At 63.7% G+C, this 26106-nt stretch carries 25 protein-coding genes; 11 read left to right on the top strand and 14 right to left on the bottom strand.

Annotated features, from left to right (window positions below; genetic code table 11):
- The first annotated feature begins 1141 nt into the window (after window positions 1–1141).
- Both argE and AC1RQP_RS28460 read left to right on the top strand, forming a co-directional pair.
- Complete coding sequence (gene argE, locus AC1RQP_RS28465) at window positions 1142–2314, top strand: acetylornithine deacetylase (protein ID WP_492939876.1); 1173 nt, start codon at window positions 1142–1144, stop codon at window positions 2312–2314.
- A gap of 18 nt (window positions 2315–2332) precedes the next feature.
- The gene (locus tag AC1RQP_RS28460) at window positions 2333–2716 is read left to right on the top strand and encodes an immunity 8 family protein (RefSeq protein ID WP_492939874.1); all 384 of its coding nucleotides are present in this window, start codon (window positions 2333–2335) and stop codon (window positions 2714–2716) included.
- Window positions 2717–2962: 246 nt separating this feature from the next.
- On the opposite strand, the gene AC1RQP_RS28455 is transcribed toward AC1RQP_RS28460, so the two are convergent.
- Both AC1RQP_RS28455 and AC1RQP_RS28450 read right to left on the bottom strand, forming a co-directional pair.
- On the bottom strand, window positions 2963–4021 hold the full coding sequence (locus AC1RQP_RS28455; RefSeq protein WP_492939872.1) for a phosphotransferase family protein: 1059 nt from the start codon (window positions 4019–4021) through the stop codon (window positions 2963–2965).
- A gap of 131 nt (window positions 4022–4152) precedes the next feature.
- On the bottom strand, window positions 4153–5388 hold the full coding sequence (locus tag AC1RQP_RS28450) for an acyl-CoA dehydrogenase family protein (protein ID WP_492939870.1): 1236 nt from the start codon (window positions 5386–5388) through the stop codon (window positions 4153–4155).
- Window positions 5389–5693: 305 nt separating this feature from the next.
- On the opposite strand from AC1RQP_RS28450, the gene AC1RQP_RS28445 reads away from it, so the two are divergent.
- Window positions 5694–6359 carry a TetR/AcrR family transcriptional regulator gene (locus AC1RQP_RS28445; protein WP_131867512.1) on the top strand — a complete coding sequence of 222 codons (666 nt, stop codon included), beginning with the start codon at window positions 5694–5696 and terminating at the stop codon, window positions 6357–6359.
- Window positions 6360–6440: 81 nt separating this feature from the next.
- Here the strand turns inward: AC1RQP_RS28445 and AC1RQP_RS28440 are convergent, their stop codons facing one another.
- The 8 genes from AC1RQP_RS28440 to AC1RQP_RS28405 all read right to left on the bottom strand — a co-directional run bounded on the left by AC1RQP_RS28440 (window position 6441) and on the right by AC1RQP_RS28405 (window position 12744).
- A complete protein-coding gene (locus tag AC1RQP_RS28440; protein WP_239624507.1) occupies window positions 6441–6656 on the bottom strand; it encodes a hypothetical protein in 216 nt (71 codons plus the stop codon).
- A gap of 283 nt (window positions 6657–6939) precedes the next feature.
- The gene (locus AC1RQP_RS28435) at window positions 6940–8169 is read right to left on the bottom strand and encodes a CaiB/BaiF CoA transferase family protein (protein WP_492939868.1); all 1230 of its coding nucleotides are present in this window, start codon (window positions 8167–8169) and stop codon (window positions 6940–6942) included.
- Between the two features lie 180 nt (window positions 8170–8349).
- The gene (locus tag AC1RQP_RS28430; protein WP_492939866.1) at window positions 8350–9555 is read right to left on the bottom strand and encodes an MFS transporter; all 1206 of its coding nucleotides are present in this window, start codon (window positions 9553–9555) and stop codon (window positions 8350–8352) included.
- 117 nt (window positions 9556–9672) lie between these two features.
- A complete protein-coding gene (locus AC1RQP_RS28425) occupies window positions 9673–9837 on the bottom strand; it encodes a hypothetical protein (protein ID WP_492939905.1) in 165 nt (54 codons plus the stop codon).
- A 24-nt stretch (window positions 9838–9861) separates the two neighbouring features.
- Entirely contained in the window at window positions 9862–10065 is a 204-nt protein-coding gene (locus AC1RQP_RS28420; RefSeq protein ID WP_061030115.1) for a hypothetical protein, read from the bottom strand.
- A gap of 26 nt (window positions 10066–10091) precedes the next feature.
- Entirely contained in the window at window positions 10092–11426 is a 1335-nt protein-coding gene (locus AC1RQP_RS28415; RefSeq protein ID WP_492939864.1) for a PQQ-dependent sugar dehydrogenase, read from the bottom strand.
- Window positions 11423–11875 (bottom strand): DUF2231 domain-containing protein, encoded by a 453-nt coding sequence (locus AC1RQP_RS28410; protein ID WP_492939862.1) that lies wholly within the window; start codon window positions 11873–11875, stop codon window positions 11423–11425. Before AC1RQP_RS28410 ends, AC1RQP_RS28415 begins: the two co-directional genes overlap by 4 nt.
- A 302-nt stretch (window positions 11876–12177) precedes the next feature.
- Entirely contained in the window at window positions 12178–12744 is a 567-nt protein-coding gene (locus tag AC1RQP_RS28405; protein WP_492939860.1) for an HPF/RaiA family ribosome-associated protein, read from the bottom strand.
- Between the two features lie 174 nt (window positions 12745–12918).
- Between AC1RQP_RS28405 and AC1RQP_RS28400 the strand changes: the two genes are divergently transcribed.
- Both AC1RQP_RS28400 and AC1RQP_RS28395 read left to right on the top strand, forming a co-directional pair.
- Window positions 12919–13347: a DUF2267 domain-containing protein gene (locus AC1RQP_RS28400; protein WP_245311862.1), complete on the top strand. Its 429-nt coding sequence runs from the start codon at window positions 12919–12921 to the stop codon at window positions 13345–13347.
- Window positions 13348–13366: 19 nt separating this feature from the next.
- Window positions 13367–13573 (top strand): hypothetical protein, encoded by a 207-nt coding sequence (locus AC1RQP_RS28395; protein WP_492939858.1) that lies wholly within the window; start codon window positions 13367–13369, stop codon window positions 13571–13573.
- A gap of 274 nt (window positions 13574–13847) precedes the next feature.
- On the opposite strand, the gene AC1RQP_RS28390 is transcribed toward AC1RQP_RS28395, so the two are convergent.
- Window positions 13848–14189, bottom strand: a complete 342-nt coding sequence (locus AC1RQP_RS28390) for a response regulator (RefSeq protein ID WP_492939856.1) — start codon at window positions 14187–14189, stop codon at window positions 13848–13850.
- A 72-nt stretch (window positions 14190–14261) separates the two neighbouring features.
- Between AC1RQP_RS28390 and AC1RQP_RS28385 the strand changes: the two genes are divergently transcribed.
- Window positions 14262–15428 carry a sensor histidine kinase gene (locus AC1RQP_RS28385; RefSeq protein ID WP_492939854.1) on the top strand — a complete coding sequence of 389 codons (1167 nt, stop codon included), beginning with the start codon at window positions 14262–14264 and terminating at the stop codon, window positions 15426–15428.
- Between the two features lie 147 nt (window positions 15429–15575).
- On the opposite strand, the gene AC1RQP_RS28380 is transcribed toward AC1RQP_RS28385, so the two are convergent.
- Window positions 15576–15767 carry a hypothetical protein gene (locus tag AC1RQP_RS28380; protein ID WP_492939852.1) on the bottom strand — a complete coding sequence of 64 codons (192 nt, stop codon included), beginning with the start codon at window positions 15765–15767 and terminating at the stop codon, window positions 15576–15578.
- Window positions 15768–16109: 342 nt separating this feature from the next.
- Here AC1RQP_RS28380 and AC1RQP_RS28375 point away from each other — a divergent pair, with 342 nt between their 5' ends.
- Window positions 16110–16346, top strand: a complete 237-nt coding sequence (locus AC1RQP_RS28375) for a DUF6894 family protein (protein WP_028182355.1) — start codon at window positions 16110–16112, stop codon at window positions 16344–16346.
- A gap of 282 nt (window positions 16347–16628) precedes the next feature.
- Here AC1RQP_RS28375 and AC1RQP_RS28370 read toward each other — a convergent pair whose 3' ends face one another.
- Entirely contained in the window at window positions 16629–17981 is a 1353-nt protein-coding gene (locus AC1RQP_RS28370) for a ferredoxin reductase family protein (RefSeq protein ID WP_492939850.1), read from the bottom strand.
- A 501-nt stretch (window positions 17982–18482) separates the two neighbouring features.
- On the opposite strand from AC1RQP_RS28370, the gene AC1RQP_RS28365 reads away from it, so the two are divergent.
- Entirely contained in the window at window positions 18483–18980 is a 498-nt protein-coding gene (locus AC1RQP_RS28365; protein ID WP_492939848.1) for a DUF6789 family protein, read from the top strand.
- 90 nt (window positions 18981–19070) lie between these two features.
- Here AC1RQP_RS28365 and AC1RQP_RS28360 read toward each other — a convergent pair whose 3' ends face one another.
- Window positions 19071–21356, bottom strand: coding sequence for a heavy metal translocating P-type ATPase (locus AC1RQP_RS28360; protein ID WP_492939846.1), 2286 nt, complete (start codon window positions 21354–21356; stop codon window positions 19071–19073).
- A gap of 371 nt (window positions 21357–21727) precedes the next feature.
- Here AC1RQP_RS28360 and AC1RQP_RS28355 point away from each other — a divergent pair, with 371 nt between their 5' ends.
- From AC1RQP_RS28355 to AC1RQP_RS28345, 3 genes are read left to right on the top strand one after another with little or no spacing between them, the layout of a single operon-like run.
- Window positions 21728–21967: a hypothetical protein gene (locus tag AC1RQP_RS28355; RefSeq protein WP_492939844.1), complete on the top strand. Its 240-nt coding sequence runs from the start codon at window positions 21728–21730 to the stop codon at window positions 21965–21967.
- Window positions 21964–23247: an MgtC/SapB family protein gene (locus tag AC1RQP_RS28350; protein ID WP_492939842.1), complete on the top strand. Its 1284-nt coding sequence runs from the start codon at window positions 21964–21966 to the stop codon at window positions 23245–23247. Before AC1RQP_RS28355 ends, AC1RQP_RS28350 begins: the two co-directional genes overlap by 4 nt.
- A 22-nt stretch (window positions 23248–23269) precedes the next feature.
- Complete coding sequence (locus tag AC1RQP_RS28345; RefSeq protein ID WP_492939840.1) at window positions 23270–25924, top strand: cation-translocating P-type ATPase; 2655 nt, start codon at window positions 23270–23272, stop codon at window positions 25922–25924.
- Window positions 25925–26106: the final 182 nt, after the last annotated feature.

The raw sequence follows: 26106 nt of genomic DNA, 5'->3' as shown, positions 1-26106 counted from the left end.
ACACGGGTCGCTGCAACATGGGGCCCCGGCTCTGCAGCGCATCGTCGAAGAGACGCTGCGCTGCGTCCGGGGCACAAGAGCGGAATGTTCGCGCTTACTGCCTCAGCATCGTCAAAATCTCTCCGCGGCGACAACAATTGATCCGTCATCCTGAGGTGCGAGGCGTGCGATGCGGACGCATCGCATGCAGAGCCTCGAAGGATGAACGGCCGAGCTGGTGCAGCGGGGCCGTCGCCCTTCGAGGCTTGCTCTGCGACGCCATCGCGCCGCAGCGCGCGCACCTCAGGGTGACGGTGATGCATAGGGTTTGCAATGTACTCGCCTTCATGCGGACACAGCATCGCATCCTCGCGGCGCACTTCGCCCGAGCTTTGCTTGTCGCCTCGCCCTCAATTGAAAGAGGGCGCAGGGAAGACCGGGCGCCGGCTGGCACCCGCGGTCCACTGTGCGAAAGCGTGTGCTTAAAAAAAGCTGCACAGCGGCATACAGGTGAAGCCAAAACATCCGGCCTTCCCTGCGCAGTGGTTTGACGGCTTATGTCGTGATCTCCCCGGGGAGCGATGCACTATTGCCCCCGTCGCCTTGCGGATGACTGACGGTGCGAGCCCGGTCGGGCCGCAACGTCACCGCAAGACTTGGCGCACAGACCCCGGGCGCCAGGACCACACGATTTTGCCGTACGCTGATGGCACCGGTCGTATGCGCGACCACCTTGCTCACGGTTGCCCGCCCTGCAAGCCCGTTCGCGCCAACGCCATCTGCGTCCACCGCCGCCCGGCCCGCGTTCGTGACGATCGCGATACGCCCCTCTTCCATGGGCCGGATTGCGGCGACACATACGCCGTTTCCGAATTTCGGTAAAGCGGAATATTTTGGGCGAGACGTCTTGACCGATGGTTTGGGTGTTTTGCCCGACAGGCAACGCAAGGTCTGGTAGCTCTTCCCTCGTCATTCCGGGGCGCGACGAAGGCGCGACCCCGGAACCCATGTCACCGCGGGTGATGCGGCCCGATGGATTCCGGGCTCGATGCTGCGCATCGCCCCGGAATGACGGTTGCGATGTTGATTTGCCCGACCGGGCGCCACATTGGTATGGTTCCTGCAAGCGTTTCAGCCTCCATTCCCCCGACAGAACGAGACAATGCCAAGCTCAAGACCCGACCGTATTCGAAAACTCCTCGCCGACCTCGTCGGTTTCGACACCATCAGCGACCGCACCAACCTGCCCCTGATCGCCCATATCGAAAACTATCTCGCCGCGTTCGGCATCAAGGGTGAGCGCATCGTCGACGAGACCGGCGAGAAGGCCGCGCTGTGGGTCACGATCGGGCCGGAGGATCGTCCCGGCATGGTGCTGTCGGGCCATACCGATGTGGTGCCCGTCGTGGGCCAGGACTGGAGCCATGATCCGTTCAAGCTGGTGGAGTGCGACGGCAAGCTCTATGGCCGCGGCACCACCGACATGAAGGGATTTGTCGCGGTGTGCCTCGCCATGGTGCCGGAGATGCTGGAGGCCGGGCTCAAGACACCGATTCATCTGGCGATCTCCTATGACGAGGAGATCGGCTGCGTCGGCGTGCGGCCGATGCTGCGCGAGGTCGCGAAGAAGAAGATCAAGCCGCTCGGCGCCTTCATCGGCGAGCCGACGCAGATGCAGGTCATCATCGGCCACAAGGGCAAGCACGGCGTGCGCGCCACCTTTCGCGGCCTCGCTCGGCATTCCTCGATCGCGCCCGACGGCGTCAACGCGATCGAATATGCCGCCGAGCTGATTGTCGAGATCCGCCGCCGCGCCGAGAAGCTTGCGGCCGTGCGGTCAAACGACAGCCTCTACGACGTTCCGCACTCGACGCTGCTCACCAGCATCGTCCATGGCGGCGCCGCGCTCAACATCGTGCCTGACACCTGCATGGTGGATTTCGAATGCCGCGGCATCGGCATCACGGAGTCGCGGGAGGTCACGGATGCGATCGTCGCCTGGGCCAAGGCCGAGCTCGAGCCGGCGATGAAGACCAGACATCCGGAGTGCGGCATCGATTTCGAGGAGATCCTCGACTACCCCGCCCTCGACACCGCCTCCGACGCCGCGATCGTCACGCTCGCCAAAAGCCTGGCGGGACGTAACGACCACGCCAAGGTCGCCTTCGGCACCGAGGCGAGCCTGTTCTCCAGCATGGCCGATATCCCGTCGGTGGTGATCGGCCCCGGCTCGATCGCGCAGGCGCACACGCCGGACGAGTTCGTGGAGATGGCCGAGCTGGAAAAATGCGCAGGCTTCGTGGAGCGGCTAATCGCACATTGTAAGATGGGATAGGCGACAATCAGCAAGCCCATGGCAGGGAAAGTTCGACCACAACTGAAGTCGCTGTTCAGTCCGGACGCCGATCCGATTGATCAGTTCATGCCGGACGGACCGTTCGGGATTCTGGTCATGGCTATGATTGGACCTGCGGACAGCTTGGGTGAAGAGTCCTTCGACTTCATGCTCTGCACTCCCGATTGGTTCGCTTCGTATATGAAGAGCGACATCGTCGAGGGGAGGCACTACCTCTTCGTCAAGGAGTTCAATTACGCGCAACTGAAAAGGTTTATCGAGGACTATTGCGTTAAATGCTCTGCAAACTCATGGCCTGAGGTGGCCGAGAAGCTTGCTCGGCTCGGGAAATGGGAGTTTGAGGACTACGTAGAGCATAGGCCGCCCCCAGCAGCGTGGTAACGGCGGCCAGTCGGGTGGCAATGCAGCGTGGCTCAAAGAACAATGGCGAAAGAAGAGTTCGCCTCATCGCAGCTAGCATGCCCCGGCTTGACCGGGGCATCCAGTACGCCGCAGCCTCTCGGTTCAAGCACCAGCGTCTCTGGAATGCTGGATTGCCCGCCTTCGCGGGCAATGACACGGAGTGTGTGGAGGCAGCTCGAAACCACTAACACAAAGCGCGGCCACATCGGCCGCGCCCTTGTTGTCCTACACCGCGCCCGCCTTCTGCGCATATTCCCACGACGCCTTCGACAGCGGCACGGTGCGCTTGGCGGATTCGAGCGCCTTGGCGTTGGCGGCGGTGCCGTCGCGGACGCGGCCGGCGATGCCCTGGGTGATGCCGGCGAGACGGAACAGGTTGTAGGCGAAGTACCAGTTGAGATCCGGCACCGTCATCTTGGTGACGTTGCAATAGATCTGCGCGGCCTCTTCCACGCTCGGGATGTTGAGCGCCTTGAGGTCCGCGCCGTCGAGGCCCGGCATGATCCACTGCATCAGGAGATAGGTGAAGTCGGCCATGGGATCGCCGAGCGTCGACAGCTCCCAGTCCAGCACCGCCTGCACGCGCGGTTCCGTCGCGTGGAAGATCATGTTGTCGAGGCGATAGTCACCATGGACGACCGACACGCGCGCCTGTTCCGGCACCGTCCGCGGCAGCCATTCGGCGACCTTTTCGAACTCGGGAATGTGCTGGGTCTCGGAGGCCCGGTACTGCTTGGTCCAGCGGTCGATCTGGCGCGCGAAATAGTTTCCGGGCTTGCCAAAATCGCCGAGGCCGATCGTAACAGGATCGAACATGTGGAGCTTCGCCAGCGTCTCGATCTTGCTGGTGAAGATCTTGCGCCGGTCGTCCGGCGCCTGGCTCGGCAGCGTCGGATCCCAGAACACCCGGCCCTCCTCCATCGACATGATGTAGAAGGCGGCACCGATGATGCCGTCGTCCTGGCACAGCGCATAGGCGCGCGCGACCGGAAAGCCCTGCTTGCCGAGCGCGGCGATCACGCGATACTCGCGATCGACCGCATGCGCCGACGGCAGCAATTTGCCGAACGGCTTTCTGCGCATCACGTAGGAGCGCTTCGGGGTGTCGAGCCGGTAGGTCGGGTTGGATTGGCCGCCCTTGAACTGTAGGACGACCAGCGGCCCCTCGAACTCTTCGACGTTCTCGCGCATCCACGCTTCGAGCCGCAGCTCGTCGAAACGATGCCGCTCCTCGACCGGCTTGGTGCCCGAGAACTCTTCGTCTTTCCTGACGCCGTCAGCCACGATGACGCTCCCTCTTCAGTCCGAACATGATCCTAATCGGTAGCCGCTGACGCACTTGCGTCAAGCGGTTACCGCAATTGGATCATGTCCTGTCGTTTCTTCAAATCGGGAGCGCCGCAGGGCTCCCCCGCTTAGTGATTGGGAGAGTTTGCATACTTCCGAACCTCGAGCCTGGCAATGGCGCGGTTGTGCACCTCGTCCGGGCCGTCGGCGAGCCGCAGCGTGCGGATGTGGGCGTAGTCCTTGGCGAGGCCCGCCTCGTCCGACACGCCAGCACCGCCAAACGCCTGGATCGCCTCGTCGATGATCTTCAGCGCCATGTTGGGCGCCGCGACCTTGATCATGGCGATCTCGGCCTGCGCGGTCTTGTTGCCGACCTTGTCCATCATGTCGGCGGCCTTGAGGCACAGAAGACGCGTCATCTCGATGTTGGTGCGGGCTTCGCCGATGCGCTGCTCCCACACCGAATGCTCGACGATCTTCTTGCCGAAGGCGGTGCGCGAGGTGAGCCGCTTCACCATCTTCTCCAGCGCCTCCTCGGCCTTGCCGATGGTCCGCATGCAGTGGTGGATGCGACCCGGACCGAGGCGGCCCTGCGCGATCTCGAAGCCCCGGCCTTCGCCGAGCAGGATGTTCTCCTTCGGCACCCGCACGTTGTCGAGCAGCACCTGGGCATGACCGTGCGGCGCATCGTCGAAGCCGAACACGGGCAGCATCTTCTCGACCTTGATGCCTGATGTGTCGAGCGGAACCAGGATCTGCGACTGCTGCTGGTGCTTGGCCGCCTTGAAATCGGTCTTGCCCATCAGGATCGCGATCTTGCAGCGGGGATCGCCGACACCGGATGACCACCATTTGCGGCCGTTGATGACGTAGTGGTCGCCGTCGCGCTCGATGCGGGTCTCGATGTTGGTGGCGTCGGACGAGGCGACCGCCGGTTCCGTCATCAGGAAGGCCGAGCGGATCTCGCCGTCCATCAACGGGCGCAGCCATTTGCGCTTCTGCTCCTTGGTGCCGTAGCGCATGAACACTTCCATGTTGCCGGTATCAGGCGCGGAGCAGTTGAACACCTCGGAGGCCCAGGTGATGCGGCCCATCTCTTCGGACAAGAGCGCGTATTCGAGATTGGTCAATCCCGCACCGCGGAATTCATCATCTTCATGCTCGTTCGGCGGCATGAACATGTTCCAGAGGCCTTCGGCCTTCGCCTTCTTCTTGAGGTCTTCCAGGATCGGGATGACCTTCCAGCGGTCGCCGTTCTTGTCCTGCTGGTCGTAGATCGGCACTGCCGGGCGCACGTGCTTGGCCATGAAGGACCGCACGCGATCGAGCCATTCCTTCTGCTTGGTGGACAGATCAAAATCCATGGGACGCTCCTCGTTTTCTCTCTCGCAAACCCTTTTGCGCCGGACTGTCCTCCCGCCGCGCGCGGCCCGCAAGCGCGAAACTGCGAGGCGCACCGGAACCCATCACAGTTGCGAATGAGTCCCGATTGCGGATTGACTTTCCCGGCCTTCAAACGATAGTTTCATACAACTGTTTGAATTGCAACTCCCTCGCTCACGGCGTCATTCCGGGGCAGCCTGCAGGGCTGAACCCGGATCTCGAAGTTGTGGCGCGAGATTCCGGGTTCGACGCCGGCGCGTCCCTCCGGAATGACGGGATAAGAGCCATGGCCAGCGATCATACGAGGTCTGCCATTCTCGCCGCCGCCGAACGGCTCTATGCCGATCGCGGCTTCGGCGACGTGACGCTGCGCGACATCGTCGCGGAGGCCAATGTCAACCTGGCGGCGGTGAACTATCATTTCGGCTCGAAGGACGAGCTGATCGCGGAGCTGTTCGTCACACGCTCGATCGCCACCAACCGCGAGCGCCTGCGCGAATTGAAGGCGGCGGAAGAGCAAGGCGGCGGTCGCGCGCCGATCGAGGTGATCCTGCGCGCGCTGGTCGGGCCGACCTTGCGCGGCTGCCTCGGCCCGGCGAACCAGCGCTCCACCGCCGCGCGCTTCATGATCCGCGCCTCGATCGAATCGGTGCCGCCGATCCGCCGCATCAAGAACCGCGAGATCGACCATTTGCGGAAATTCGCCGGCGCGATGCGCCGCGCCCTGCCCGAGCGCAGCGAGGTCGATATCTACTGGGGCCTCAACTTCGCGCTCGCGATGGCGCACCACACCATCCGCGAGAGCGAACGGCTGACGAAGCTGTCGGAAGGCAAATGCGACCTCGACGACGTCGAGGACGTGGTCGCGCGCGTGGTCAGCGTCGCGACGATGGCGCTGACGGCGGGAAAGGTCGACGCAAAGCCGAGAGCGCTGGCGCGGGATTCGCGCTGATCAATGAACATCGATCGCAAGCCGAGCGAGTTGGTCCCGCTTGCGGCAAGACCTCGGAAGTCCGGGTAGCGGCGACAGCGCCTATATCCGCTGCGGCATCTCCTCGGCCTCTTCCTTGGCGAGCAGCAGCAACATCTCGATGCCCATCTCGCCTTCCTGCGGCGAGCGGATGAACTTTATTTCGTCGGCGCTCTGCCGCAGCGCAGCAACGATGGCGACGGCCTGATTGGCGGTGGCCGCCTCGGTCGCCAGAATGGCCTTCTGGTCCTTGGCCTGGAACCCGATCGTGTAGGACATTCACTTCCCTCCCGAACTCAAGTGGAGGGATCGAATCAGAGTCTCGCGCGAAGGGGAAGCCTGTGCGACTACGGACCGGGATTATTTGGGGATTGCGCGCAAGCTTCAGGCAAGCCCCAGCATCCCGCGCGGGTCCTCGGCTGTCGCAATGGCGCGCCGAGGCTCGCGCTCCCTCCGGCGAAAGCGCAATGCGATGAGGCTGAATCGTCATCGTGCTTCAGGTTGTTGTTCAAAGCATGATCTTTTCGGAAAACCGCTGCGCACTTTTCCGGAGGATCATGCTTCAGATGATCCCCTGCTGCCTCAGCGTCTCGATCTTGCCGGCATCATAGCCGAGCTTGGCGCCGAGCACTTCTTCGGTATGTTCCCCCAGCAGCGGCGGGGCGCGGTAGGTCTCGATCGGCGTCTCCGAGAGGGTCAGCGCGTTGCGGACCAGCGAAAGATCGGGTTTGAAGGGGTGGTCGACCTTCACCCGCATGCCGCGCGACTGGACGTGCGGATCGGAGAACACCTGCTCGAAATTGTTGATCGGACCTGACGGCACGCCGGCCTCCTCCAGCTTTTCCAGCCAGTAGGCCACCGGCTTCTTCAGGAACAGGCCGGCGAAGATCGCCATGATCTCCTTGCCGTGCACGACGCGATCGTTGTTCTTGACGAAGCGCGGATCGTTAGCGAGTTCGGGCTCGCCGAGGACGGCGCAGGTGCGCTGAAACTGGCCGTCGTTCCCGACCACCAGCATCAATTCGCCGTCGGCGCAGCGGAACACGCCGGCCGGCATGCCGCCATTGCCCCAGGTGCCGCGGCGCGGCGGCGTCTTGCCGTTGACGAGATAGATCTGCAGCCAGTGCGACAAGGATGCGATGACGGTGTCGAACAGGCAGACGTCAATGTGCTGTCCCTGCCCGCCATTGGCATCACGATGGTAGAGCGCCGAGAGAATCCCGATCGAGGAGTTCATGCCGGTCATGTAGTCGACGATCGACGGGCCGACCTTCATCGGGCCCTCGCCCGGCTCGCCGTCGATATGGCCGGTGACGCTCATCAATCCGCCCATCGCCTGCAGGATGGCATCATAGCCGGCACGCGGCGCATACGGTCCGGTCTGGCCGAAGCCGGTCACCGAGCAATAGATGATGCCGGGATTGATCGCCTTGATGGTCTCGTAGTCGAGGCCGTAGCGCTTGAGATCGCCGACCTTGTAGTTCTCCATGAAGACGTCGGCGTCCTTGGCGAGCTCCCGGACGATCGCCTGCCCTTCCGGCTTGGCGATGTTGACGGTGACGGACTTCTTGTTGCGGTTGGCGCAGAGATAGAACGAATTGTTGTTGTTGGCCTTGCCCTCGGGGTCGGTCAGGTAAGGGGGGCCGAAGGCGCGCGCGTCGTCGCCGGTGCCCGGCCGCTCGATCTTGATCACCTCCGCGCCGAGATCGCCCAGCATCTGGGCCGACAGCGGCCCGGCAAGCACGCGGGTGAGGTCAAGGATCTTGATGCCTGAGAGCGGCAAGGCCGACATATCGATTTCCTCCGGGGAACTGATCTTGGCGCGGCGGCGAGATCGAAAGGCCGCGCTCCCTGCGGATACACTATTTTCGCGCCCTGAGCACTGCACTGACGGCATACGGCCATCTCCTGCCGGGCAGCGGCGCCAATTCCTGCCCGCAACTTCCCGCACCGCGAATTTCGCCTCGCGGTCTCAGGTTGCGCCCGCCGCGACCACCCGCGGCCGGCGGCGGCCGAGCAGGACCAGGATCAGCACCGTGGCGCAGGAGAAGACAAAGGTGAGACCGAGCGCACCGCGGCTGCCGAACTGGGTCAGCAGGCCGACGAGGAGCGGCGGCGAGACCGCCGATGCCAGATTGAGCGGCAGCGCGATCATCGACATGGCCTTGGCGAACTCGGCCTGGTCGTAGAACACGAGCGGGATGGTCGCCCGCGCCACCGCCATCGCGCCGCTGCCGGCGCCATAGAGCAGGATGAACACCGCGACCGCCCAGGTGGCGCCCTCGCTCATCATCAGCAGCAGCATGGCGACCGGCAATGCGGTGCCCGCCACGAGCCCGGTCGTGATCCCGTCCCACCGGCCGCCACCGAGGAAATCCAGCCCGCGGGCGCTGACCTGGATCACGCCCAGCATCGAGCCGAACCCGAGCGCCTGCGCCGGCGTCAGCCCCTCCGCCCGCAAGAGCTCGATCAGGACGGCGCTGATACCGAAATTGACGAAGGCGTTCAGCGTGATCGCGGCGACGACGAGGCCGAACGTACTCCTCGGAATCGCAGGCGGCGGCGACCGCCTGGCCGGTTCGGCGCCATCGTCCTTTGCGACGATCCGGCGTGGCGCGAAAAAAGCATAGAGCGGGAGGCTGACGACGAGCATCATCGCCGCGTAGACGAGGCACGTCCACCGCCAGCCGAGATGGCCGCTCAGGAACGAGGTGGTCGGCCAGAAGATGCTGCTGGACAGGCCCGTCACCAGCATGAGCGCGCCGATCGCGCTCTTGGCCCGCCGCCCCGCGACCTCGTTCAGCATGATATAGGCGCCGGTCGACAGCGTGGCGCTGCCGGCGATGCCGAGCACGATCCACGCGGCGAAATAAAGCATCGGCTCGCGCGCGAGCGAGAGCAGCACGAAGCCCGGCGCAGTGACGATCGTACCGACCATCATGACCGTCCGCGCGCCATGCCGCGCAAACGATTTGGCGAGCAACGGGCCGCACAGCCCCATCGAGACGTAGAGAACGGATGTCCCGGCGAACACCGCCGGCAGGCTCATGCCGAGATCGGCCGCGAGATCACGCCCGACGATGGCGGGAAGCCCGATCGTGCCCCATCCGACCAGCTGCGTGATCGCGAGCACCAGCAGGACGCCGATGAGCCTGCCGTCAGATTTCAAGAACCGCATTCCAATCGCCTGCCCGCCAGGCACAGATCGCGCCCGGCGGCACGTCATACCCGGTATACGGGCCGAGCGGGAATGTCGGTTCCGAATGGCACCGCGGCGCCAGCCGCAGAGCGATTGTCAGGACGTGTGGCCGGGATCGATGTGCTTCGGAGTCTTCTTGTCCCGCTGCGGCGTCATCTTGGCCGGGTCAGGCGCACCGGGCACGCCGCGCTGCTCGCGCTGGATGTCGTCCTCGGACCGGGGCGGCTCGACGCCGTTCTGCTCACGGAGCTTGGTCATCATCGCGGCCTCCTTCTCTCGGTTGTTCTACACACCGAGCGCGTTGTCGCCGGCTTCGCGGCCGGGGACGCTGACATGGACTTCATGCCCCTCGCGAAGGGCCAGGGACGCCGCGGCCACCGCCGACTCGAAGGCGGCTTCCTTGGTGGCGTATCGGCTCTTGACGTCGCCGTCATGCAGCACGCCCCATTCGTCCTGCACCGGTACGATGGCATATTGAGCAAGGCCCATTGTCGAACTCCTCCCGTTCTCGAAGTCTAATGTTGCGTCAGCTGCGGATGCGCTGCCGTCACCCGCCAGACCGTGTTGCCGCTGTCGTCTGCGACCAGAAGCGCGCCGGTCTTGTCGATGGCGACGCCGACGGGGCGGCCGCGCGCCTGGTTGTCACTGTTGAGAAAGCCCGTGACGACGTCCTGTGCGGGACCGCTCGGCTTGCCGTCCGTGAACGGCACGAACACGACCTTGTAGCCATTGAGCACATGCCTGTTCCAACTGCCGTGCTCGCCGACGAACGCGCCGCCGCGATAGGCGGCCGGCAGACCGGCGCCGGTGTTGAAGGCGAGCCCGAGCGGTGCGACATGCGAGCTCAGGGCATAGTCCGGCACGATCGCCTTGGCGACGAGATCCGGCCGCTCCGGCTTGACGCGGGGATCGACGTGCTGGCCGAAATAGCTGTAGGGCCAGCCGTAGAAGCCGCCGTCCTTCACCGAGGTCATGTAGTCGGGGACGAGATCGGGGCCGAGCTCGTCGCGCTCGTTCACCACCGTCCACAGCGCGCCGGTCTGCGGCTCGAAGCTGAGGCCGTTCGGGTTGCGCAGACCGCTTGCGAACAGGCGCCAGCGGCCGCTGGCGCGGTCGATCTCGAGGATCGCGGCGCGATTGTGCTCGGCCTCCATGCCGTTCTCGGTGATGTTGCTGTTGGAGCCGACGCCGGCATAGAGCTTCGAGCCGTCGGGACTAGCGACCAGGCTCTTGGTCCAGTGATGGTTGATCGGTCCGCCCGGCAGCGGCGTCAGCACCGTGCCCGGCGCGGTGATCTTCGTATCCCCTTCCGTGTAGGGATATCGGACGATCGCGTCGGTGTTGGCGACATAGAGATCGTTGCCGACCAGCGCGACGCCGAACGGCGAATTGAGATGGTCGAGGAACACGCTTTGCGTCTCCGGCACGCCGTCACCATTGCTGTCGCGCAGCAGTGTGATGCGATTACTCTCGCCGGTATCGCCGCCGGAGGTCGCCCAAGACTCGACGAAGCCCATCACGATCTCTTTGGGCCGCTTGATCGGGGCGCCCTTCGGCGCCTTGGATTCCACCACCAGCACGTCGCCATTGGGCAGCACGTAGAGCGAGCGCGGGTGCTGCAAGCCCGTGGCGAAAGCCTTCGCCTGCAAACCTTGCGCGACGGTCGGCGTCTCGTCCTTCTTCCAGCCGACGATGGGGGCGATATGGATCGGCGGCACCAAATATTGCTGGATGTCGGGGAGTGTCGGGTTGGCGCCTACTTGCGCCCTGGGATCACCGCTGCCGTCATTGCAGCCGGCCAGAAACAGCAACGACGAGCACAACAGCGCGTGGGCAAGCAAGTGCTTCATCGCGCAACTCCCACGCCGTGGCGATAGACCAGGGCCGAGCCGAGCCAGCCCGTGACAGGCAGGATCAGCACGGTGATCGCCGAAAGCACCAGCCCGACCGGCCACACCGAGGTCCAGGCATCGCGCATGTGGATCATCGTGTTGAAGATCGCCAGGATCAGCACTACCGCATTGCCGATCAAATGCGGCCAGGCCGGCGCCTGCGCCCGCACCAGCCGGTTACCGAGGAAATCGATCAGGCCCGCGATGGCCGCCAGCACGCCGAAGATGACGCCGACGAGAAGAAGCCAGGCCGAAAAATCCGCCCACATGATCTCGGCGCTGACGACATAGGCGATATCGGTCAGCAGCGCCCCGACAAAACACGCGATCGGGATCGGCACCAGCATCGGATGAATGGGATGACCCGCGATCTGCGCGGTGCTGTGCACGCGCACGTCTTCTTGCACGATTGGCCTCGTGTGACTCTCGGCCCCTTCCCGTGCGGCCAACTCAGGCTAGCGATGAAGGTTCCTACCGTTGTGCAGCAAGCCGTGCGCTGACCTCACACGCCCGCCCATGCGCGCTTTCGCCATCGTGAAGCGAGGCCATGGCTCTCGCGCCCATATCCGGCCGGAACAACGGCCGGGCCAAATCCTTCACGTAGTCGCGAGCTTCGAGCCCCAGGGCGCAGCCGATCGCTCCGGGCCAACGCGGCCCGAGGCATCCAGCTACTAACCATCATGCACTCCACAATGCAGTGATGGAGCACCTACGTCCGCAGGCTGTGCTTGTTCAGAACCCTGACCGTGCTGGCCCGTGGTCCCTTCTCTCCGAGATCCTCAACAAAGCTGACACGCGAGCCGACGGCGATGCTCGCGCGGCCCTCCACAACGCTGTTACGATTGAAATAGACCTCCTGGCCGTCGGTCCCTTCCAGAAAGCCGAACTCGCCGCTGGGATCGATACGCACGACGGTCCCAACCGGTTCTCCTTCGTGGAGCTTGGTCTGGCCGTGCATCACACGCACCTGGTCCTGCAGCTGCCGCCGTGCGCGCTTGAATGCATCGTCCACCGCAAAGGTCAGATCGGCGTACCGCTCGTCCTGCTTGGGCGTCCGCCCGACATTGACTTCGCGCCCTTCGGGAAGGCACAGGCGGATGCTCACCTGGTATTGACCGCCCGTCTTGTGACGATCACCAGGGCCTCTCACGACGATGCGGCCCGCGGTCGCTCGACCGTAGCGCTTTTCCAGCTCAGCAATGTGCCCGTCGATCGCCGCTTGCAGCTTCGGGGACGCCGTCACGTGCTCGAACTCGATTTGAGCCGGGGTTTGCATGGTCGCGCTCCTCCTATCGGACGGACATTCTGAGCACACGATGCGCCCAAAACCTTGCGCGAGATCAACCCGATCCGATTGGCAATCCGCCGTGGGAACCTTGCGGCACGTCAAAGCAGGCTGGCCCGAGCCCGCAAATAATCAACGATCGGTCTCTGGTCCGGGAGCAACATCATGAGCATGTCCACGGGTGTGACTGCGTTGGACCATTCGGTCCAGGAAATAAATGTCTGGCTCAAGGCCATCGACGAGCAGCTGGCCTTGGAGAACCGCCATCAGGCCTACAGCGCATTGCGAGCCGTTCTGCATGCGTTGCGCGATCGGTTGCCGCCGGAGGTGGTGGTCAAGCTCGGGGCTCAGCTGCCGATCATGGTGCGCGGTATCTACTACGAGGGCTGGCGCTTGGCGGCAACGCCGACCAAGGAACGGCATATCGAGGAATTTGCGGCACATGTCGCCAGGGAGCTTCCGCCGCAGTTCCCGCTCACTGCGCTCGGCGCAGCCCGCGGCGTCTACGAAGTGCTGTGGGAGAAGCTGGATCCCGGCGAATTCGAGAAGTTGATGGCCCATCTTCCGGCGCCGCTCAGGAATCTACAGGGCTGACCAGACCGGGGGGCGGTGCATGAAACGCGATCAATCGTTCGACGTTCTCATGCCGCCGCTGGGGCTGGCAGGAACGCTGACGCTGCCGGAAAATGCCCGTGGTCTGGTCGCGTTTGCGCACGGCAGCGGCTCCAGCCGGTTCAGCACCCGGAGTATCGCGGTCGCGCGTGGACTGAACGCACGCGACTTCCCGACGTACGCTGGCGATCAACCCCTGCAGAATTAACGGACGGCGCCCCGGATCCATGCTATCGGAAGTGATGAGAGCGCTCATTATGGCTTTGCTTTTGGCCTGTTGGCCGGCGGCGGCATAAAGCAACAAAGAGGAGCTCTCCCGGAATCAGATCAAGGTCATCCACACAAAAGAAAACGCGGATGAAGCGACAGGCCGCCCGAAGGAGTGAGCATGGGATCGCGACGCGCGCGGCAAGCGTCCTTGGGATGAGGGCCCGGACGGCCAGAAGTGAGGCAGCATCGTTGTCCTCGTGCGCCTTGCTTCGCTACCAGATCGCCACGGCCTTCATCAGTTCAGCTGGTTGCAGTGGCTTGCTGAGAAATCGCGCTTGCGAGGGCATTTCGGTTACGTGAGGATGCCTCTTGCCCGACATCAGGACTAATCTGACGGGCGGCCATCGATCTCTCACCGCGCTCGCCAGCTGCAGTCCATCCATGGAACCGGGCATGTCGATATCGGTTAACAGCAGGTCGAACATGCTCTGCGCCAGCATCCGGACGGCAACATCGGCGTTCTCTGCCACGGCCACCTCGTACCCTGCTTCCAGGAGTTGAACTTCAACATCCATGAGAATGAGGGGCTCGTCTTCGACGATCAAGATCTTCAACGGCCCGCTCCTGAGATGAGACCAATTCTTTCCAAGTCCCCCGTTCGAGCTAGGTTCCAGAGACCACAAGAAATGGCGCCAGCCCCCCACGACCTCGCAGACATCATCATCACGGATGAACTCGCAAAAAGGGCCTCGGAGCCGCCCGACTATCTGCGCGAGAAGCTTGCGTTTCGGGATTTGGCCGATGACATGGCCGATAATCCGAAAGCGGTGCTGCCTCGCCTGGTGCGGCTCGCGATGGAGGCCTGCGGAGCAGAATCGGCGGGTATTTCCCTCCTGGAGCACGAGGTTCGCGAGTTCAGGTGGTTTGGACTTCATGGGGCTCTCGCGGCCTTTGAAGGAACACGAACCCCGCTTGATTACAGCCCTTGCGGGGTGACGCTGCAGCAAAATGCTCCAGTCCTGATGAAGCATCCGGAGACGGTCTACGGCTGGATCAGGAGCGCAGGCATCACCATCCCAGAAGTCCTGCTCGTCCCCCTGCACTTGCGACGGCCTGCCGAGGATAGCGGCGCAGGAACGCTCTGGGTCGTCGGTTCGGAGCCGGGCTTCTTCTCCCTGGAACATGTACGTGTCCTGACCGAGCTTGCCGCCTTCTCGAGCGTGGCGATCCGAATGATACAGGCCGAGGAAGTCGTTCAGGCAGCTTTGCAGGAGCAAGAGCAACTCACGCGTGAAATGTCCCATCGCATCAAGAATCTTCTCGCCATCACGGACGGCATGCTGCGACTGACCGCGCGCACCGCGACCACCAAGGAGGAGTTGGTGGCCAAGATGTCGGGGCGACTCCTTGCACTTGCGAACGCCAATCAGCTGGTCAGACGGCCCTTTGCGCACGACACCATATTGCGGGTTGGGCTTCAGCAGCTGATGGAGACCATCCTCAAGCCGTATGAGCGCGTCTCGACAGAGGGGCCCGACGTTGCACTGGGCGATCATGCGAGCAACAGCATGGCCCTCGTTTTTCATGAGCTCGCCACCAATGCCGCCAAGTACGGTGCGCTGAGCCGCGACGAAGGACAGGTCAGTGTAGGATGGTCAATCCATGACGATCGTCTGGAGGTGACATGGAATGAATCCGGCGGGCCGCGGGTCAGCCAACCCGAAACGAGGGGGTTCGGATCCACTTTGATCGAGACGACAGTCCACCGTCATAACGGGACAATACGGTATTCCTGGCTCGATGACGGCCTGACCGCTGTGATCATCCTCCCGCTCTCCAGCCTCGCCCGATAGGCGGACCGATTGGGGTCGGCAGCCTCATTGATCGTGCGCGCATCGCGCGTTTCAACTGTCGGCATTTCCGCTGAGGATTTGCTCCTCGCCCACTGATGAGCGCTCTCCATCCCTGACGTCGAAACAGCAGGACTGCCGAACACGTCCCTATTTGCGTCGACCAGTCGACTTAGCCTCCCGAGCCAAGCGCTCCGCCTTCAAGCGCTCGCGGTTGTCTTGAAACGACTGTTGCGCCATTTCATAGTCATTCGGCTGCTTCGTCTTCGTCGTGTCGACCTGTTTGAACAGCTTGTCGGCCTCGCGCTTGGCACGAGCCGTGCGATTGTCATTCGTCCTCATTTCGTTGTCCTTCGATTGAGTGAACGCGGCGCCTGCCGGTCACATTGCCTGATTGTCTGAGGCGAATAGCGCTTGCAAGCAGCTTGATCGATCGTCGTGGCTGGCCACCACAGTGCTTGCGCTCATGGCATCTTCGGGCGCGGCCGCTCGCAAGCCAATCCAAGTCAACTCATCGTTCGACCATGAGTTCCCCCACCTCCACACGAGCCGGGACCGAAGAAGAATTAGCTTGGAACATCGGACCTCTTGCCCCATATTTTCAGGTATCACCGACATCAGCCAACCATGGGCGTCGGTGGCTGAGAGACCACGCGCGCTCCCGCCTGCAGAGGGAGCGCCGTGATGACCCGGTACTACTTCGACATTAGAGACGGCCAGGATCTCTACCCCGACGAAGAGGGCCTTGATCTCGCCGATCAGAAGGCGGCCGAGATCGAAGCTGCAAGAGCGTTAGGCGATTTGGCCAAGGACCTTCCCCCACTCGATGAGCGCCAGCACATGGCGATCGAGGTTCGAACGATGAGCGGACCAATCTTCCAGGCCGCCTTTGTATTTGAGATTGCCCGGCTGAAGCAATAGGACCGGGTGCTTTTGAGATGGCGCTCGTCTTGCGATCCGCCTGCCGTCTCTGCCCCAGCAAGGGACGGAGACACTCTCTTGATGCGATTCCAAAACAATAGCAGCGCCGACGCTGGATGCTTGCCTCCGGCTCAACAGCGGCCAGCATCCCGACTGGATTTCGGTCATCTTGTTGGGGCAAGCGGAAGATGACTATGCTGGCGTCGCCTTCCTCCAGCTCGCCGCAGGGCACAGCATTCTGGCATTCCGCCAGCGAAGTGCGTGCCAGGTTCGACCTCTGCGCTATCGCATCGCGAAGATTTCCTGATGGAACCTGTCGCCGACAGGAAAGCCGTGCGTGGCAAAGTCTCGCCTGAGCGCTTCACCGAAGGCGGTCGGGCCACAGAACCAGATGCTCGCCGTGCGCCATTCCGGCGCCGCTTCGCGAATGCGCTCGCCACTCAGTCGTCCATCACGGGCGTCGACAAGAACGTGCAGGCGTACATCAGCCGAGTGCGCATCCGCTGCAAGCTTTCCCAGCGCCTCCTCGTCGACATCAGCCGTGGTGTGAAAGAGGTGAACCGTCGGCGCAATGGTGCAAGCGGGAGTCCCCGTCTGCATGGCCAGTTCCTTCATGCGGGCGACGAAAGGCGTGATGCCAATGCCTCCGCCGATCCAGATCTGGTGCGCGCAATCGTCGTCGAAAGTGAAGCAACCGTAGGGCCCTTCCACCTTTACTTCCTGCCCGACGCGGAGCTTCTCCCGCAGCCGGCTGGTGTGGTCGCCCAGTTCCTTAGTGATGAAGGTGATCCTGGGGTTTTCAGCCCTCCAGGCGGACGCGATCGTGTAGGGATGGGCGCCCTCCGAGGTGTCCGACGTGGCGAAGGCAAATTGGCCCGGTCTGTGTCCCGGCCAGCCGTGCGGCACCTCGATTTCGGTCTCGATTGCTCTGACGCCGGGATAGTATTTCAGAGAGGTGATCCTGCCATTAACCTGCCGCCCAGCGCCCACGCGTCGCAGGAGCGCAAGAACGGCCGCCCATGTGCCGCAGGCAAGCAGCCCGCCCATGATCCAGCCGAGCGGGGACATCCAGTAGCTGAACTTCATCAGAGTGACGGCATGAAAGACCAACACGAGGTACGCAAGGGCGATAAGCCGATGCGTCTTGTAGAACAGCCGGTAGGGAAACCACTGAACGAGTGCCAGAACGATCAGCACCACAGTCCCATAGAATGCCCACTCGCCGAGCCCCTCCGCCAACCCGCGCAGGCTGGCAAAGAAGGCTTCAATGGGATTCTCGATGATGGGCCTCGCGCCACGCTCCGGTCGCGCCAATAGACCCCAGCCGACTGCCCATTTCGGGCCATTGGCCCATAGCCAATGAACAATGGCCGTCACAAGGGCCGTGATGCCGAACCATTTGTGCAAGCGGTACATCTTGTCGAGGCCGCCGAGCCACGCCTCCGGCCAGCGCGGTCGCAGTGCGAGGATCATCGCCATGCTCATGCAACCGATTGCCAGGACGCCGCTTAACTGCACCATCCTCTCGCGAAGCGGGAAAAAGGGACCGGTCCCGAATGGACGGGGTTCCGCAACCAGCCAGAGCAGGACGAGAACCGCCAGACTACCCCAAAATGCCCGCTTTAGATTTTGCATGTGGGCCCTGTCTCATGCCGACATCGGCGTGACCGATCGCAGGGCACAATGGAGCCGATCGAGCCGTGTCGCATTGAGCTGACTCAATGCTGCACACATCAGAAGCCACAAGGCACTTGTGGGAGGCCAGCTTCTCCTGCCTGGCAACCCCTCCAGCGTTGATCCACGTCAAGACAAATGGATCGAACTGCGGGCAGGCTTCGACAGGTGTTTCGCTGAACTGGGGTACCGCGATGAGAATGCTGCTCGTCGCAGTTACAGTTGCGACTTCAGCATTTGGTCAGACCGGTCCTGTCGCCGCGCTATGCACGCAAGACATCCAGATCTGTTGCGCCAACAAGGGACACGGTTCGCGCCAGACCCGAACTTGCATGGAGGCCAATCGCGACAAGCTGTCTGCCGAACGTCAATAAGCGCCCGAGACTACCGGGCGCGGCAAGGGCCGGAGCAAACAGGGAGCCAAGTTTCCGGCCAGCTACTGGGTCTCCGGATGCGCTGCCGATGTCTCAACTAACAATCGATCGGATCTGGAAGTCGATTGCCGCAGGTATTGCCGGCAGTATCGCCCATTCGCTGCTGATGTATCTCAAATCTCGCGAAGGGCTGCTTCCATCGTTTCAGCCCTACGACAATCTCCAGGCAACGCTCAGTCATTTGGTGGGGAGCGCCGTCGATCCCATTGTGCCGTGGGCGCTATCATTCCTGAACGGTTCCACATTGGTCGGGCTTGTTTTCGGATACTCTTATCAGCGGTTACCCGGCAAGACTGGGGTGACGAAGGGTGCGGTATTCGGAGTATTCGGATGGATCATCATGGGACTGGTATTCTTCCCGATCATCGGCCTCGGCTTCTTTGCACTCGATGCAGGGCTCGGCATCTCGCCGGCATTGTTCTCTCTGATGATGCTGCTCAGCTACAGCATCGTCATGGGCATTGTCTACAATGCGCTCTACGCCAAGGACGGAAAGACCGGCAAAGACCGGCTACAGCATTGGTGAGATCGCCGGTACACTTCCATATTCGAGCGACAGGAGGAGCAAGGAATCCCTCCAGATCAACCTTAGCCCGCTCGCATATCGAGCTGTCGCCTATGCCGCCACGGCTTCGTAGATATCCTCCTCCTGAGCCGTGTGCATGCGCACCAACGTTTCAATCGCCTCGATGACCCGCTGAGCGTCCCGGACCAGATAGCGGTCGATCTTCTCAGACGGAATGTCCTCGACGATCCGAGCGAGCAGCCGGGCGAGGTGCAGGATCTCCCGATGCGCGCGGCTCATGGCAGACAGGCCATGGCGGTCGCGCAGAACCTCCGCAAGCTTTGGATAGACGCTGTCCTCATCCTCGCGCTCGTGCATCACGACGCTATTCTGAACCAGGCGGTGGGCTTCCCCGATCAACGCCGCGGCGGATTCGGGCGTCACGTCGTCCAGCGCGTCGACGATATCGCGCAGGCGGTCGAGATCCCTAAAGAGGGCCTGATGATCGTGATGCAAGGACAAGCCTTGCTCCGTCGTGATGCGCGGGCCGCCCCTGACCAGGGCCGGAGTGAGCGCCCGCAGCGCATTCAAAATGACCGCAACATCGATCACCTCCTGGACGATCGCCGCGGGCACGGGATCGAGCCAGCCAAGAGTGGCGGCGACCATTGCCACCAGTGACAGCCCCATGCCGACGACAATGCTCTGCACGGCGATACGCCGCGCCCGCTGTGCAATCACGATCGCTTCGCCAACCCGATCGAGCCGGTCCGCCAGAATCACCACGTCCGCGGCCTCGGACGAGGCGCTCGCGCCGCGAGCGCCGAGCGCGACCCCGATGTCGGCCACGGCCAGCGCCGGGGCGTCATTGATGCCGTCGCCGACCATGATGGTCGGATGCTGGCGCTGCTCGGTACGCACCGCCTCGACCTTGTCCGAAGGAACGCGGTCGGCCAGCACGGCATCAAGGTCGAGCGCCGCACCGATTGCCTGCGCCGCTGCGGCGCGATCGCCGGTGACCATCACCATCCGCACAATGCCGGCATCGCGCAGCAGCCGGATCGCGCGTGGCGTATCGGGCCGCAGCTCGTCGGCCAGCAGCAGTGCGCCGATTGAACGACCATCAACAGCAATGAATACGATCAACGCCGAACGCCACGAGGCGCGCCGGATGGCGCGCAGTTCCCACGGCGATAGCTCGGCATGTGAGAGAAGCATCTCTCGCGAGCCGGCGGTGACCTGGCGTCCATCGATCAGGCCGCTCAGGCCCGACCCCATGGTCTCCTTGACATGTTCCGGCGGCCTCAGTTTGAGACCGCGATCGACGGCGGCAGCAACGACCGCCTTCGCGAGCACATGATGCGAGGCTTGCTCGAGCGATGCCCCAAGCGTCAGGACCTCGTCCGCGTCCTGCCCCGGCGCGACCTCGACGGAGAGCAACCGCGCCCCTCCCACGGTCAGGGTGCCGGTCTTGTCGAGCAGGACGGTGTGCGCGCGCGCCAGCGCCTCCAGCGCCGCTCCGCCCTTGACCAAGATGCCGCGGCGGGCGGCTTGCGCCACGCCGGCGATGAAGGCGACCGGTGCGGCCAGGATCAGCGGACAAGGCGTCGCCGCCACCAACACAGCAAGGCTACGGGTCAGATCGCCGGAGATGCGCCACGCCACGAAGGCCATGACGAGCGTCACCGGCAGAAAGATCAGCGCATAGCGGTCGGCCATTCGCACGAAGGGAGCCTTCGCCGTCTGGGCCGCCGTCACCATGCGCACGATGCCGGCGTAGGTGCTCTCGCCAGCCGGCGCGGTCACGGTCAACTCGAAGGTCTCACCCGCATTGAGTGAGCCCGAAAGCACTGCGCTGCCGCGTGTCTTCTCGACCGGAATGGGTTCGCCTGTTACCGCAGACTCGTCGATCGTGGCCGAGACCGAGCCGACGATACCGTCGACAGGCACAATCTCGCCTGCCCGCACCAGGAGCTGTTCGCCGACTGCGACTTCCTCGATCGGCACTTCCTCGATCCGCTCGTTGCTTTTGCGATGAGCCTGCCGCGGTGCCCGATCGACCAGGGATCGCAGGTCGCGCTCCGCCCGCGCGATCGCGATGTCCTCCAGCACATTGCCGCCGGAATACATCAGCGCAACGACGGCGCCGGCAAGCGGCTGGCCCAGCGCCAGCGCCGCGCTCATCGACAGCAGCGCAATCGCGTCCACGCCCAGACGGCCGCCCAGCAGGTCCCTGACGATCGAGACCGCCAGTCCGCCGATCACGGGCGCAGTGCCGAGCGCCCATGCGAGATCGGCCAGATCGAGGCGGCCGACGGCTCGCGCAAGAATACCCGCGGCCAATCCTGCGATTGCAATCGCAACCAGGGTCCATCGCAAGACCCGCTCAAACGACATGGTTTGGTCCCACAGCTACCGGAACGTTACTCTCGCCCGAAACCAGCACCGTTGTTTGAGCAGGATCAACCGCAGAGATGAAGAAACGCCAATTCGCAAGCGCTCCTTCGCAGGGATCATTGCAAGGCTGGGGCGCAACTGGCGTATGCGGGGCGAAAACGAGAATCCCTGCCACTCACGGACCGCGACATCTCGGGTTCTATCCACTGCGCCCGAACGAAATCCCGTGCGGCGGCAACATCTCAGCCACGTTCAACGACCTCGCGGGCTTGCGACATCTCTGCGGCCGTCAGATTGACCGAAATCAAGCGGCCTGGCGGCGGCCTCGTCGATAGTTCCAAGCCGCTGGTCCTTGCAGGAGATAACTCGAAGTGGATACCGTGCCGGGATCTGCTGTCGCATCTCCGGCACGCTCGCGGCGGATGCATGCGATGCTGCCGTTCATTGCTATCGTCGTCGGCCTCCTTTTTCTCGAGCCAGCGGGCGTGGCACTTGATCTATTGCTGCCGGCGGTGACCATGACGTTGATACGAATCCGGCGGGGTTGGGCAGCAGTCGCGATCGAAGCACCGCCACAAGCACAAGAACGTGACGCCGTGCAGTACACATGATGGATTTCCTGAAGCCGAGCCTAAGCCCCGACGTCATCGCCATCATCGTTGCACTCGGCATCGGGCTCCTGATCGGTCTCGAGCGAGAACGCCGCAAGGGCGAGGGACCGGGGCGCTCGCCTGCCGGGCTGCGTACCTTTGCCGCGGCATCACTCGCCGGTGCCGTCAGCGTCATGATCGGCGGCAAGGGCCTGCTGGCGCTCGTGACTGCCGGGATCATGGCCATGACCGCGATCGCCTATCTCCGGTCCAGGAGCGACGATCCCGGCTTGACTTCGGAGACCGCACTCATCCTGACGGTTCTGCTCGGCGGACTGGCCACCCAGCGTCCCCTTTTGGCCGCGGGCGTTGCCGTCATTCTGGCCATTCTGCTTGCAGGCCGTGCGGCATTGCACGACTTCGTCCGGAAGGTGCTCAGCGAAGGCGAGGTCAAGGACGGCCTGATCTTTGCCGCCGCCACGCTCGTTGTCCTACCCTTGCTTCCGGATCGGCCGGTGGGCCCCTATGGCGCGCTCAATCCACGCGCGATCTGGATCATCGTCATTCTGGTGATGGCCATCGGCGCCGCCGGGCATGTTGCAATACGCCTGCTCGGCGCAAGAGGCGGTCTTGCTGTCTCAGGCTTCGCCTCGGGATTTGTCTCCAGCACGGCCACGATCGGAGCGATGGGGGCGCGGGCTCGCAAGGCACCGGAGCTGCTTGGCGCCGCCACCGCCGGCGCAACGCTTTCGACCGTCGCAACGAACGTTCAGCTCGTCGCGGTGCTCGCAGCGACAAATCTCGCTACGTTGCAGAGTCTGATGATTCCGCTCCTCTGTGCCGGTGCCGCGGCAGGTCTCTATGGCGCGATCTTCACGGTGAAGGGCATGCGAGAGACGAGCGCCGCCGAGCTCCAGCTCGGACGTGCTTTCAGCCTGCCGACGGCCTTGTTGCTGGCCTTGACGCTCTCCGGCGTCCTCGTGCTCTCTGCCGGCCTGCGGGACGCGTTCGGGGAAACCGGCCTGCTGGTCAGCGCGGCCGTAGCCGGGCTCGCAGATACGCATTCGCCAGCCGTCGCCACAGCCACCCTCGCCGCCTCGGGAAAGATCAACTCCGCCGACGCTGTGACTCCGATTCTGGCGGCGCTGTCGACAAATACGCTCAGCAAGATCGTGGTCGGCTGGGTCAGCGGCGGGCGCTCCTTCGCGCTGCGGCTGATCCCCGGCCTCGTGCTGGTCATCGCGGCCGCATGGGCCGGCGCTGTCGGTCCTGACGTCGCTCACCAGATGTTTCAGAGATAGCCGGGAAGAGGCGCAGGTTCTGATGCCGACAAGCGATTTGATGCATGAAGTTGGACTGACAACGGCGACCGCGCATTCGTTGCCGGCGAGCGAAATCCTTCGCGCGCTTCAGGTCGAGCCGGAGCAAGGCCTCGCGGAACGCGAGGCGACCGAGCGCCGCATCCGCTTCGGGTCGAACGCGATCGCTGCAAGGAAGCGGGTCAGCGCCCTGACCATACTTCTTCACCAGCTGCAGACCCCGGTGGTCTACCTGCTGGCGGCAGCCGCTGCGCTCGCCTTCTGGTTCGGCGAACTCGCGGAAGGCGTGGCGATCGTCGCCGTTCTCGTCCTCAACACCCTCATCGGCTTCCTGACCGAAATCAGGGCGGCGCGATCGATCGAGGCCCTGCGCGCGCTTGGCCGGACATCGGCTCGCGTGCGACGCGACGGTCACACGCGCGTGCTCCCGGCGGAGGACCTCGTACCCGGCGACATGCTCCTCGTCGAGGCCGGCGACGCGATCTCGGCTGACCTGCGCATCGTGGAAGCCTCGCGGCTTGCGGCCGACGAGTCGACCCTGACAGGCGAGTCGGTGCCGGTCGACAAGTCGTCCGAGCCGGCCGCCGAAGATGCGCGGATCGCCGAACGCACATCGATGCTGTTCAAGGGCACGGCCGTGACGCGCGGCAGTGGTCTTGGCGTCGTCGTCGCGACGGGCTCCCGGACCGAACTCGGCCGGATCTCTCACCTCGTCGAAGGCGCGGAGCCCGAGAGCTCACCGGTTGAACGCAGGCTCGCACGGTTGTCCGGGCAGCTCGTCTGGGCGGTCGGGCTACTGACCGTCGTGATCGCGGCGGTTGGAATGGCGAAGGGAGAAGACGCTTTCCTGGTTGTGGAATCGTCGATCGCGCTCGCGGTGGCCGCCATTCCCGAGGGCCTGCCGATTGTGGCCACCCTCGCGCTCGCCCGCGGGATGTGGCGCATGGCCCGCCAGAATGCACTTCTGGAGCGGCTCTCCGCGGTCGAGACATTGGGCGCGACCACGGTGATCCTGACCGACAAGACCGGCACGCTCACCGAGAACCGGATGGCCGTGCGGCGGTTGTGGGTCGAATCCGGCGAAGTCGAAAAGGCCGGCGCGGAGGAGCTTGCCGGCGATGCGCTGCTCCAGCGGCTGCTGCATACAATGGTACTTTGCAACGAGGCCTCGCTTGGCCATGGGGGAGTAGCCCATAGCGGTGATCCCATGGAAGTGGCGCTGCTGCAGGCTGGCCGGGCGGCGGGTTTGAACCGCCGCGAGCTGCTGCGCGGCTTTCCGATCGCGGCCAAGCACGCTTTCGACAACGAAAGCAAGATGATGGCGACCGTGCACCAGCACGGCGACGCGTATTTCTATGCCGTGAAGGGCGCACCGGAGCATGTGCTCGCGGCGTGCACCGGCATGCTCACCGAGAACGGCGAGACGACACTGGACGAAGCCGCGCGCCGTCTATGGAGCGGGCGGATTGCCGAGCTCGGACAGCACGGCCTGCGCGTGCTCGCCTGCGCGACCAAACTGGCGACATCCGCAGATGCTGAGCCCTATGGCGAGCTGGTGTTCGTGGGCCTCGTTGGCCTGGAAGATCCTGCGCGCGCCGACGTTCCGCAGGCGATCCGCGATTGCCGTCATGCCGGCATCCGCGTCGTCATGGTGACCGGCGATCATGCCGTCACGGCCCGCAGCATAGGCCGTGCGATCGGGCTCGAGGCTGACCATGTGGCGGAAGGCCGCCATGTCGAGCATCTCATCGAAAAGCATCCGCAGGAGCTGGAGCGCATTGGCATCTTCGCCCGCGTCAGCCCGGCGGAGAAACTTGCGATCGTACGCGCGTATCAGGCGTCCGGTGAAATCGTCGCGATGACCGGGGATGGCGTGAACGATGCACCGGCGTTGAAGCAGGCCGACATCGGCGTGGCCATGGGCCTGCGCGGAACGGACGTCGCGCGCCAGGCGGCGGCGATGATCCTGCTCGACGACGCCTTTCCGACGATCGTCAAAGCGGTTCGGGAAGGCAGAGTCATTTTCGGCAATATCCGTCGGGCCGCCGCTTACCTTCTGTCCTGCAACATCAGCGAGGTCATGGTTGTTGGGATCGCGATCGCGGCGGCACTGCCCCTGCCGATCCTGCCGCTGCAGATCCTGTACCTAAATCTCGTGACCGACGTATTCCCCGCTTTCGCACTGGCAATGGGCGAGGGAGAAGGCGATATTCTCGAGCGGCCGCCGCGCCATCCGAAGGAGCCGATCCTCGGTCGCCGGCAATGGACAACGATCGTGCTGCAGAGCATTCCGCTGGCGGGCGGAACTTTCGCGGCGCTTGGGCTGGCGCTTTCGGCCGGCTGGACCGGCGAGGCAGTGGTCACCACCACATTCCTGACGATCGCATTCGCGCAACTCTGGCACGTTTTCGACATGCACAGCAGCCGCTCCGGCGTCGTCGCCAACGAGGTCACGCGCAATCCATGGATCTGGGCTGCCGTCGGCCTCTGCGGCGCTCTGCTCGCGGTTCCTCCCTACTGGCCGCTGATGGCGGAAGTCTTGCACGTCACCCCTCCGACGGCGGCGATGTGGGCCATCATCATGGGCTGCAGCCTGGCGCCATCGCTGCTAATTCAGGTCGGCCGCGCCATCATCGCGCTTGCCAATCGAGGTCGCTAAATCACCGCCGCCAATCGCGCCTGGAATGTTTTCCGCGAGCGCCGCCGCGCGGCCCCTCGGACCCGGAGCAACGGGATCGGGATGGAGCGGGTGAAGGGAATCGAACCCTCGTATTCAGCTTGGAAGGCAACGCCGGCCCCATAATCGCACATCACGCGGGATCACCCTAAACCACCGCAAAC

Source organism: Bradyrhizobium sp. GW821-FHT13H06 (genome assembly GCF_058803975.1).
This window is presented reverse-complemented; position numbering and strand designations above follow the sequence as displayed.

Bases quoted from the DNA above. Each gene is read 5' to 3' on its own strand.
- AC1RQP_RS28350 (WP_492939842.1), top strand. From the start codon at position 21,964: ATGATGGATTTCCTGAAGCCGAGCCTAAGCCCCGACGTCATCGCCATC.
- AC1RQP_RS28450 (WP_492939870.1), bottom strand. From the start codon at position 5,388: ATGGATTTTGATCTGTCCACCAAGCAGAAGGAATGGCTCGATCGCGTG.
- argE (WP_492939876.1), top strand. From the start codon at position 1,142: ATGCCAAGCTCAAGACCCGACCGTATTCGAAAACTCCTCGCCGACCTC.
- AC1RQP_RS28375 (WP_028182355.1), top strand. From the start codon at position 16,110: ATGACCCGGTACTACTTCGACATTAGAGACGGCCAGGATCTCTACCCC.
- AC1RQP_RS28445 (WP_131867512.1), top strand. From the start codon at position 5,694: ATGGCCAGCGATCATACGAGGTCTGCCATTCTCGCCGCCGCCGAACGG.
- AC1RQP_RS28440 (WP_239624507.1), bottom strand. From the start codon at position 6,656: ATGTCCTACACGATCGGGTTCCAGGCCAAGGACCAGAAGGCCATTCTG.
- AC1RQP_RS28425 (WP_492939905.1), bottom strand. From the start codon at position 9,837: ATGATGACCAAGCTCCGTGAGCAGAACGGCGTCGAGCCGCCCCGGTCC.
- AC1RQP_RS28460 (WP_492939874.1), top strand. From the start codon at position 2,333: ATGGCAGGGAAAGTTCGACCACAACTGAAGTCGCTGTTCAGTCCGGAC.
- AC1RQP_RS28365 (WP_492939848.1), top strand. From the start codon at position 18,483: ATGTCTCAACTAACAATCGATCGGATCTGGAAGTCGATTGCCGCAGGT.
- AC1RQP_RS28420 (WP_061030115.1), bottom strand. From the start codon at position 10,065: ATGGGCCTTGCTCAATATGCCATCGTACCGGTGCAGGACGAATGGGGC.
- AC1RQP_RS28415 (WP_492939864.1), bottom strand. From the start codon at position 11,426: ATGAAGCACTTGCTTGCCCACGCGCTGTTGTGCTCGTCGTTGCTGTTT.
- AC1RQP_RS28360 (WP_492939846.1), bottom strand. From the start codon at position 21,356: ATGTCGTTTGAGCGGGTCTTGCGATGGACCCTGGTTGCGATTGCAATC.
- AC1RQP_RS28380 (WP_492939852.1), bottom strand. From the start codon at position 15,767: ATGAGGACGAATGACAATCGCACGGCTCGTGCCAAGCGCGAGGCCGAC.
- AC1RQP_RS28385 (WP_492939854.1), top strand. From the start codon at position 14,262: ATGGCGCCAGCCCCCCACGACCTCGCAGACATCATCATCACGGATGAA.
- AC1RQP_RS28400 (WP_245311862.1), top strand. From the start codon at position 12,919: ATGAGCATGTCCACGGGTGTGACTGCGTTGGACCATTCGGTCCAGGAA.
- AC1RQP_RS28370 (WP_492939850.1), bottom strand. From the start codon at position 17,981: ATGCAAAATCTAAAGCGGGCATTTTGGGGTAGTCTGGCGGTTCTCGTC.
- AC1RQP_RS28435 (WP_492939868.1), bottom strand. From the start codon at position 8,169: ATGTCGGCCTTGCCGCTCTCAGGCATCAAGATCCTTGACCTCACCCGC.
- AC1RQP_RS28395 (WP_492939858.1), top strand. From the start codon at position 13,367: ATGAAACGCGATCAATCGTTCGACGTTCTCATGCCGCCGCTGGGGCTG.
- AC1RQP_RS28345 (WP_492939840.1), top strand. From the start codon at position 23,270: ATGCCGACAAGCGATTTGATGCATGAAGTTGGACTGACAACGGCGACC.
- AC1RQP_RS28430 (WP_492939866.1), bottom strand. From the start codon at position 9,555: ATGCGGTTCTTGAAATCTGACGGCAGGCTCATCGGCGTCCTGCTGGTG.
- AC1RQP_RS28405 (WP_492939860.1), bottom strand. From the start codon at position 12,744: ATGCAAACCCCGGCTCAAATCGAGTTCGAGCACGTGACGGCGTCCCCG.